Here is a 9,187-nt window from a genome sequence, read left to right as displayed (position 1 = left end):
GTATGAAAAAATATAAATACGAGATAGTGGCGCTCGCAATATTCTCATCACTGTTTGTTATGACCATGATATTCTCTCATGGTCTAACGAGAGGCGTTGTAATAATTGCGTTATCTTTATCCGCCTTTTTTACTATTTATAGCTTGCCGCTGATAAATAAAAAAGTCTGGCATAAGAGTGCTAAGCGAGATGCGATATGGGGCGCAGTTTTGTCTGTTCTTGCGGCAAGTTTCTTTGTTGGAATAAGCCTAAAGTTGGTATTGTTTTTAGTTTTTGGAGCTATATCTGGATACTATGCAGATAAATGGGTCAAACATGTGCCTATGCCTTAATTTAGAGTTTTAGCCGCTTTCAATACAGTCATATTTTTACTTAACGATTGCAACTACCTACACTTAAAAGTACAGGTAGTTGCTTCTATTCTGAGGTAAATTAAGCGCTAGAACTTTATTTGCCCGAAGCTAATTTTTTACGTAATGGGAATTACTTGAGGCGCGATAAGTTATTGTTAAATCTATTGGCGTAGAAGATCTAATGTACTTAGGAGTAGAGGCGGATCCTCCCGCGGAGAAGCTCAATGCCATTCTTGAAGAAGATAGAGCTAACAGCAAGGAGTAGTTGTTTGAGTTAGCTTCACTAAACGTAAATGCTCTGCGAAACATTGATAATATCAATGATTTCGTGGAGTATTACACGAACCCCTTTTGTTTATTATTCTAAGCTTTTAAATTTAGCGAAGGAAACAACGCAGCTGTAGTAGTCACATAGTTGTGAGCGTGATTTACTTTATATCATAAGTGTTAGACCAAGAAGGACGTTTAAAGTGAACTCTAACCTGATAATTCTTTGTACTTCCATTACATTGCTTACCTCTTGTTCATCAGAGCCGGATCACGACCTTTTAATGCAAAAAGCTATTGAGGCTCGTTATCCTGGTATTTATAAGGACGTTGACGAACTTAAACAAGATTACCCTGACTTTTCGCCTCAAATCAGACAATGGTCTGATGACCTTAGCTTTTTATTTGGTCGAGGGAGATATGCAGTAAGGCTTCCAGAAGAAGAGGTTATTATATCAAAGACTGGTATGGTAAAAACTACACGAAGGTGTAGTGTTGAAGGCAAAGCTGGATGTAAAATCATACCACCAAAACATCCTAGTTTAGGTGTAGTGGGGACCTTACAGTTAGGAGCGCCGAGTCATTCTCCTATTACAAAATATAAGATTAGCTGGTCTGGAACGTCAGATGGAACTATTTTAACTAATGGGCACTGCTTTGCTGCCTATAAGGCGTCCGATGAACCATTAGAGCTGACTATCAGTGTTGAAGGCTTCTTACCAATAGTGATTAAGAACATTTACGGTAATCGTTTGATCGCAGCAACTTTTGATAAAGAGCGTAACCACTACGGCACCATAAGAATATCTACAGATACATTCAACCAGTCAAAGACCTGTCTGCAAAGTGTCAGAGACCAATGGCCAAATGTGGGTGGCTGGGCCTGGAAAAGATAAGTCGCCTCACTTAGGCCCAGCCGTTTTTTAAAGCCTTGTCTATATCTATGGAACCCGAAACAGCCACGACTGATCGAGTACTTTGAGCACACGATACATCCAGTCTTCATCGAGTTGGGTTTGATTTAGCGTCATAATAATGGTCGATTGAGTTTTGGGATTGTAAAAAGGTAACACCCCATAAATACCTTCATGTCCCCAGAGTTCTACTTTAACTCCACTGGGAAGACGATACGCTTTCTTCATGACTCCTAACCCGTACTCAAGCTTAACGAGATTGTTAGAACTTGATGAGACAGGTAGTGGCACTGTGTTACTTAACATCAAGTCTAAGGATTCCTGGGTCAACAGGCGTTTGTCTCTAAAAAGTGCTTTTAAAAACAACTTCATCTCAAGAGTATTAGTTACCACGCCACCTCCTGACCAGTCGGCTGACGTATTTATTCCCGAAGCAACCAGATTAAAATTACCTAAGCCCAGTTCAGTTAAGTCCATAAAATGATCGACGGGCGCTTCAGAGTGGTGTGACTCATGCCATTCAAGATAAGCTTTGGTCATTCCCGCAGGTTGATAAATATGCACTCTATAATTGTCAGCCAGTGACATATTGGTTAATTTTTCAATAAGAATACCAAGTAACACATAGTTGGTATCTGAATAATGAAAAGTGTCACCTGGTTTTGCTATTGCATTTTGCGCCAGACCGTTAGAAAAATAGTATTGCAGTATCTTCTTTGCATTCCATTGTCTGGTAGCCGCTCCCGTTTCTTGAACTCCCAGCGCATCTAACACACCCGCCAAAGCAAGAGACACCTCATCCTCGCTATCAGTTGCAGTATCAAATATATAATCTTTTAACCCGCTGGTATGGTTAAGCAGTTGCCGAACAGTAATCTGCTCGCCATATAGTTCATTGGCAAACTGATTTAGCTGATTGAGGGTGTAACCTTCTGGCATATCGTTCTGTCTTAACAACTCAGACAATGGTTGATCCAGTTGTAATAAACCATCTTCAACCAGCTGCAAAACTCTTATTGCCGTAAACATCTTAGCTGCGCTGGCGATTCGGAAGTTGTCATCAGCTTGCATGTTCCGAGTTGATTTAACATCGGCTATTCCTTGGGCATCTTGCCATAGATAACCATGCCTGGGGACATCAACTAATAAAGCTGAGTTTTGGATGTTGTCTCGTCGCAAACTATCACTCAAGATGGTTTTGAAGCCGTCATCGGCTCTGCCATTTAAGAAAAGTGACAACTGTTCTACTTTGTCTGAGTCTTTACATGCACTCGCCAAACACAAAAAAAGACCGATAAACAAAACCCTGACTCTAGTTAACTTAAACATCTGTGAACCTCTTTTAACGATTGAATTCCACAGAAATCTAACAAAAATCAAGATGTTATGAGTTCGGACCGATAAGACAGAACTCTCATTAGAGAGATTTGTATACTCAAACTACTGATTTAGCCTTCGATAGTCTCCAGGTGTTTTATCAGTAAATTTCTTGAATGCAGTATAAAACGCAGACTTAGAGTTAAAGCCGCAGTCGACCGCGATATCGACAATCTTTTTGTCGCAATGAGTGACTAATTGTTTTTGAGCTTCCTGAATACGGTATTGATTAACGAAGTCAAAAAAGTTTTGAGCGAGGTTCTGGTTAATGGCTTGCGATAGGTGATGAGATGAAATCTCCATTCGTTCGGCCAATTTGGTAAGAGATAATTCACTATCAAGAAAAGGCTTGTGTGTTCCCATAAAGTCTTGAGCCGTTTCAAGGAGCTGCAAGGATAGTGATTTATCGATGGCGGAATTCTGATATTTGACTTCAGTTTGTTGGAGCTCAGAAGTATTCATTTTCATTGGCTCCATCGGACGCGACGCTCGGTAAGCCGTGATCTGATTGAAAACTGTTCGCTTTTGGAAGGCAAAGTAACTAAGTACATAAAGCATTAGTATGAGTAACAAATGAACGCTGATGAATAATTCATCCGTAATATCCAGAAGGCCACCGATCAAAATCTGAGCTAAGCTGAGTAACCAGATTGCCATCATTGCGAAAAGAATCAAATATAACCAGCGCAGAGACACTTTTTGTTCAGAAGAATAAAAGGACTTCAAACTCTTGCGATGGAGCTTCAATGCCCGAAGTGCAAAAGCAAAATATAAAGGACCCTGTATCGTCGATACTAAAAACACAAATATGACACCAGAGATTAGAGTCCAGTTGCTGATAAGCTCTTCTTTAATTCCAACGAAAGCAAAAAACACTTTTTCTTCTACGGGCAGCATAAAGAAGGGGAGCAATAGGAAAATTGATATCAATGCTGGGAAAAAATGCCATAAAAACCGGCGTTGCCACTTTGAATCCAACATATAACGGATATAACCATAAAGCATAGGGCAAAACACTAAACTTAATGGGAAGGCAGCACCTATTAAATAGGGAAAGCTTCGATACAATTCTGAGAGATAAAAATATGCATCAACCAAGGTCAAACTGATCGATAAACAGATGATTGATAGCCATGTACTAGAGACACTTAAGCTTTTGCGATTCGTGAAAAACAGTATGGCAATCAAGACGCCTTGTAGAGCGCCAAATAACACAAAGCTAGCTGACCAATTCATATATTTAGAAACCTATTGTTAAAACCTTTTGTCTGAGTGCATGGCTCTTTGTTTATTAACTATGCATTATGATACCAACAACTTCGTTAAGAATTCATGTACCTAAAGCTGATAAGTGACAAATCATCTTCTCAGATAGTGTTTGGAACAAGCCATATCAACTAGTTTTAAAGACGGAATAAAGTGTTTCATGTTGAATGCTGAACTAAGCAAAAGATAAAACAGGGAACTGATGAGGACTAAGAATTCTTTATTAGTCCAAGAGTTAACTAATGGCTATTAAAAATCAGCCAACTCTTTGCTTAATTCAGACACCGTTCTAAGGATGAGTTTTCGGTGGATAGTTTTAAGATATTGATTAATATGGACTTTATTTGAATTTCTCATAAGTGAAATCATTGTTGGCGGGAATTGGTTAACGACCCAAGAAAATCTAGGGCTATAGTGGCAGCTCAACTTTATTGATGAAAAAGAAAAGGAAAAATCATGAAAAATAAAAGCTCTATTGTTGCATCAATACTCGCGATGTTTGCGATATCTGGCCCAGTGACCAGTGCAGAAAAACTTGCTGGTGAGACATCTGATGGTTGGTGGAATGGGACTCATCTTTTAGAGGGTGGCCATATACTGATACCTGTTAACTCCAAGTGGAAAAAGTTAGGTAGCGATGGCTCATTAAGAACCACCAGTTTTTCTAATATCGGCTGGAATAACAATCCTCAAGTTATGGACGTAAATGGCGATGGCCATAGTGATGTTGTTCTCGCATACAATTACACATGGAATATTATGTTTGCCGATGGGTACGGAGGGTTTAACAAACCTATAAACACTCGGATATCGAATAAAGGTTGGAATACTAACCCTCAAGTAATGGATATTAATGGTGATGGAAAAGACGATCTCTTAGTAGCTGCTGACGGGAAGTGGAAAGTATTAATATCCAATGGTCGTGGGTTTAATACTCACATTAATACCAATCGAGCGAATACTGGATGGAATAATAACCCTCAGGTACTCGACGTCAATGGTGATGGTATGGATGACCTGGTGGTTGCTTATAATTACACTTGGAATATTTTCTTTAGTAATGGTCGCGGTTTTAATAGTGCAGTAAACAGTCGAGTAAGCAATGCGGGGTGGAACAACAAAGTGCATGTTGCAGATATGAATGGCGATGGTTTAGAAGATATGTTGGTCGCAGTCAACGGTACCTGGAAGAAAATTCAGTCTTATGGATCTGGTTTCAATCAGCCCATTAATACTGGACGTTCAAGTGTAGGATATGCTTATTCTCATATTATGGACACTAACTACGATAACATCCCTGAATTAGTCTATCCCAAGGACTTTTTTGACAACAATCATGTCGGAAACTGGATGATTGTAGACTTAAGAAGCCATCAGCTCATTGATTCTCAAGTGCCTGCTTATGGTTACCGAAATGTTGCACACGTAACCAGTAAACATCAACTGACTCTTGAACACAATGGCTATTGGAGAAGAACCAGTCTTCGCCGTCCTTGGTAACTCAGTATCTGGAAACTTGATATGTAAAAGTGGCTGATTTGATCAGCCACTTTTGCTGTTTTTTGTCCGCAGAAATTATTCTCTTTGTCTGAAATTCAGGACAAGATCGTTTCATGTTAAAGGTGTATTAAGCAGGAGTTTGTTCTGTTGCTGAATGATACTCCCTTAAACTCTGCGCCGCGCTAACCATATTTTTAAGAGCCGGGAGCACCTCTTTCCATTGACGAGTTTTTAGACCACAGTCTGGGTTTATCCAGAGTCTATCAAAAGGGATTCGTTGTGCTGCTTTGTCCATCAAGGCCGTTATTTGCTTTTCGCTGGGTATATTTGGCGAATGGATATCGTAAACTCCAGGTTCAATTTCATTCGGGTAACTAAAGTTGTCAAACACATCTAACAGTTCCATATCTGAACGAGACGTTTCAATGGTAATGACATCCGCATCCATTTGCGCTATCGAATCAATGATATCGTTAAACTCCGAGTAGCACATGTGCGTATGAATTTGGGTTTCGTCTTTTACACCGCTTGCGGAAAGGCGAAAACTTTCTACAGCCCAGTTTAAATACTCAGTCCACTGTGAACGACGTAAGGGTAAACCTTCTCGCAATGCAGGTTCATCAATCTGAATGATCTTGACTCCAGCGACTTCCAAATCGAGTACTTCCTCTCGAATTGCCAACGCTAGCTGCAAGCAGCACTCTTTTCGGGAGATATCATCACGTACAAAAGACCAGTTCAAAAGAGTGACCGGACCTGTCAACATGCCTTTTACGGGTTTTTCTGTGAGTGATTGAGCAAAATCAATCCACTTTACCGTCATGGCTTGAGAGCGGCTGATGTCACCAAATATAATCGGTGGCTTTACGCATCGGGAACCATAAGATTGAACCCAACCAAATTGGCTGAAAGTATAGCCTTTTAACTGCTCGCCAAAGTATTCAACCATGTCGTTTCGCTCTGCTTCACCATGAACCAGCACATCCAGGCCGAGAGATTCCTGTTGTTCAATGGATACCCTGATTTGTTCTTTCATTTTTTCTTCATAACGGCCATTGTCCAGTTCTCCCAGTTTAAATTGTCTTCGAGCTTGGCGAATATCTGTGGTTTGAGGGAAGGAGCCAATGGTAGTTGTAGGAAACGATGGCAAATTTAGGTGCTTTTTCTGATAAATCGCTCGATTTTGATAGTTGTTGCTCCGTTTTGTCATATCGGCAGAAATATCTTTAGTTGCCTTTATCACTTGAGGATTATGCACTCGTTTTGATTGACGGCGATTGCTAACCGCTTTTAAGTTTTCTGTCAGTTCCGCTTGAACAGATCCTGGTCCATCGTTAAGTGCACGGCTCAAAATCTGTAACTCTTCTAGCTTCTGTTTTGCAAAAGCCAGCCAGGCTTTTACTTCTGTATCTATTTGTGTTTCGTTATCTAGATCAACTGGCACATGTAGCAGGGAGCAGGATGGCGCTAACCATAATCGATCTTGCAAGCTTTCTGCATAGGGCTTTAATTTTTCCAGACACGCAATCAGATCGGTCTTCCAGATATTTCGCCCATCAATAATCCCTAGTGAGAGCACTTGATCATCGGATAAAAAGTTCAATAGGTTATCGAGCAATCGATTTGCATCTTCGCCCTGTTGCAGAGCTTCAATATGCAATCCTGCAACGGGTAATTGACCTGCAAGAGGGAGATTTTCTTCTAACTGACCAAAATAAGTGGTTAGCAAAATATTAACTCTGGCGTTTTGGAGAGCTTGGTAGGCTTTTACAATCGCTAACTGCCAATCATCATCGAGTTCAGTTACCAATATCGGTTCTTCCACTTGAACCCATTCCACATGATTATCATCAAGAAGTCGCAGTAACTCTGCATAGATGGGGAGCAATCTGTCGAGGAGGGTCAGTTTGTCACTATTGTCTTTGGTTTTGGCTAACCAAAGGTAAGTTACTGGACCAATAACAACCGGTTTCGCATTAACGCCTTGTGCTCTTGCTTCTTTGATTTGTGCTATCAACTGCTCTGGGTTTAAATGAAAAGTTGAGTCGGCGTTTAACTCTGGAACAATATAATGGTAGTTAGTATCGAACCATTTAGTCATCTCTCCTGCGAATACACACTGAGCATCTGTATCATTCGCTGACCGTCCTCGAGCAAGGCGAAAATATTGATCAAGTTCATGATCATCAGATATCGCGACTCGTTCTGGGATATTGCCTAATAAGAAGCTGGTATCCAACACTTGATCGTAAAATGAAAAGTCACCCACAGGAACAAAGTCGCAATGTTGCTGCATACCCCAGTTTTCAGCTCTAACTGATTGCGCTACTGCCTGTAGAGCCGTTTTACTGTTATCACCGTTCCAGTATGCTTCTAGCGCAAATTTTAATTCTCGTTTGGAACCAATTCGTGGAAATCCAAGGTTATGTATTTTAGCCATATCGTCATCCAATTTTAAAAGTCACTTGAAGAAGCAAGAGTTTATGGCATTGATTTGATGAGGAATAATGGTATATTTTCAACAACCAATGAATAGTTTTCATAGTTGCTATGATCGAACGAATACATTTAAAGATTTTGCGAGAGATTGACCAGCTTGGTTCTCTTACCGCAGCGGCTAAGTCCTTGCATTTGACTCAATCTGCTTTGAGTCATAGCTTTAAAAAGTTAGAAAACCAGTCGGGCACTCAACTGTGGCACAAAAAAGGCCGCCAAATACATTTAACACAAGCCGGAAAGTTTTTGCTTAATGAAGCTAATCGACTTTTGCCACAGATGGAAAGATTGGATGAGGTACTGCTTCAATACGCAAAAGGAGAGAGGGGGGCATTGCGCATTGGGATGGAGTGCCACCCTTGTTATCGTTGGTTGTTAAAAGTGGTTGAGCCATTTCTTGCGGAGTGGGAAGGAGTCGACGTTGATGTAAAGCAAAAGTTTCAGTTTGGCGGTATGGCAGCGTTATTTAATCATGAGATTGATATCTTAGTAACACCCGATCCTTTGGAAATAAAAGGGATTAAGTTTTCTCCTGTTTTTGACTATGAACAAGTGCTGGTTGTTGCAACTACAAATGCACTCGCAACTCATACGACTGTTAGTCCTGAAGCATTGTCTAACGAAGTGTTATTTACCTATCCGGTAGAGAAAGAAAGGTTGGATATTTTCAAGAACTTCTTAATTCCAGCAAATTGCCAGCCAAAGAAACACAAGCTTATAGAAGCAACAGAAATGATGTTACAGATGGTTGCCGCTGATCGTGGCGTAGCCACATTACCACTCTGGCTGGTTAATGAATATCAGGATTCTTTGCCCATTAAAGCAGTACGATTAGGAGATAAAGGACTGCCTAAAAAAATTTACTTGGGCATAAGGACAAACGAGGAGCCAACGGAATATATCAGAGCTTTTTTTAAACTGGCTTTGAAGTCGAAATTCTAGATAGCAGTCGATGAATCTTAAATTAAGAAGAGTACTCTAATCCCGCTTAGAAGCACCGTAAAAAATGATCCC

General features: G+C 40.4%; 7 protein-coding genes. 4 read left to right on the top strand and 3 right to left on the bottom strand.

Annotated elements, in window-relative coordinates; translation table 11 throughout:
* The first annotated feature begins 2 nt into the window (after nucleotides 1–2).
* Entirely contained in the window at nucleotides 3–332 is a 330-nt protein-coding gene (locus NH399_RS02965) for a hypothetical protein (protein WP_253036939.1), read from the top strand.
* A 572-nt stretch (nucleotides 333–904) separates the two neighbouring features.
* Complete coding sequence (locus NH399_RS02960) at nucleotides 905–1,516, top strand: hypothetical protein (RefSeq protein ID WP_253036938.1); 612 nt, start codon at nucleotides 905–907, stop codon at nucleotides 1,514–1,516.
* 45 nt (nucleotides 1,517–1,561) lie between these two features.
* Here NH399_RS02960 and NH399_RS02955 read toward each other — a convergent pair whose 3' ends face one another.
* Together NH399_RS02955 and NH399_RS02950 are read right to left on the bottom strand one after the other, a co-directional pair.
* On the bottom strand, nucleotides 1,562–2,863 hold the full coding sequence (locus NH399_RS02955) for a serine hydrolase (protein ID WP_253036937.1): 1,302 nt from the start codon (nucleotides 2,861–2,863) through the stop codon (nucleotides 1,562–1,564).
* A 111-nt stretch (nucleotides 2,864–2,974) separates the two neighbouring features.
* Nucleotides 2,975–4,147, bottom strand: coding sequence for an AraC family transcriptional regulator (locus NH399_RS02950; protein ID WP_253036936.1), 1,173 nt, complete (start codon nucleotides 4,145–4,147; stop codon nucleotides 2,975–2,977).
* A 486-nt stretch (nucleotides 4,148–4,633) separates the two neighbouring features.
* Here NH399_RS02950 and NH399_RS02945 point away from each other — a divergent pair, with 486 nt between their 5' ends.
* Nucleotides 4,634–5,677: a VCBS repeat-containing protein gene (locus NH399_RS02945; RefSeq protein ID WP_253036935.1), complete on the top strand. Its 1,044-nt coding sequence runs from the start codon at nucleotides 4,634–4,636 to the stop codon at nucleotides 5,675–5,677.
* A gap of 127 nt (nucleotides 5,678–5,804) precedes the next feature.
* On the opposite strand, the gene metE is transcribed toward NH399_RS02945, so the two are convergent.
* Nucleotides 5,805–8,117, bottom strand: a complete 2,313-nt coding sequence (metE, locus tag NH399_RS02940) for a 5-methyltetrahydropteroyltriglutamate--homocysteine S-methyltransferase (RefSeq protein WP_253036934.1) — start codon at nucleotides 8,115–8,117, stop codon at nucleotides 5,805–5,807.
* A gap of 110 nt (nucleotides 8,118–8,227) precedes the next feature.
* Between metE and NH399_RS02935 the strand changes: the two genes are divergently transcribed.
* The gene (locus tag NH399_RS02935; RefSeq protein WP_253036933.1) at nucleotides 8,228–9,115 is read left to right on the top strand and encodes a LysR family transcriptional regulator; all 888 of its coding nucleotides are present in this window, start codon (nucleotides 8,228–8,230) and stop codon (nucleotides 9,113–9,115) included.
* Nucleotides 9,116–9,187 lie beyond the last annotated feature (72 nt).

This window comes from Pleionea sp. CnH1-48 (assembly GCF_024124665.1).
Taxonomy (GTDB): domain Bacteria; phylum Pseudomonadota; class Gammaproteobacteria; order Enterobacterales; family Kangiellaceae; genus JAMXSB01.
The sequence above is the reverse complement of the archived record's forward strand: the minus strand, read 5'-3'. Positions and strand labels throughout refer to the sequence as shown.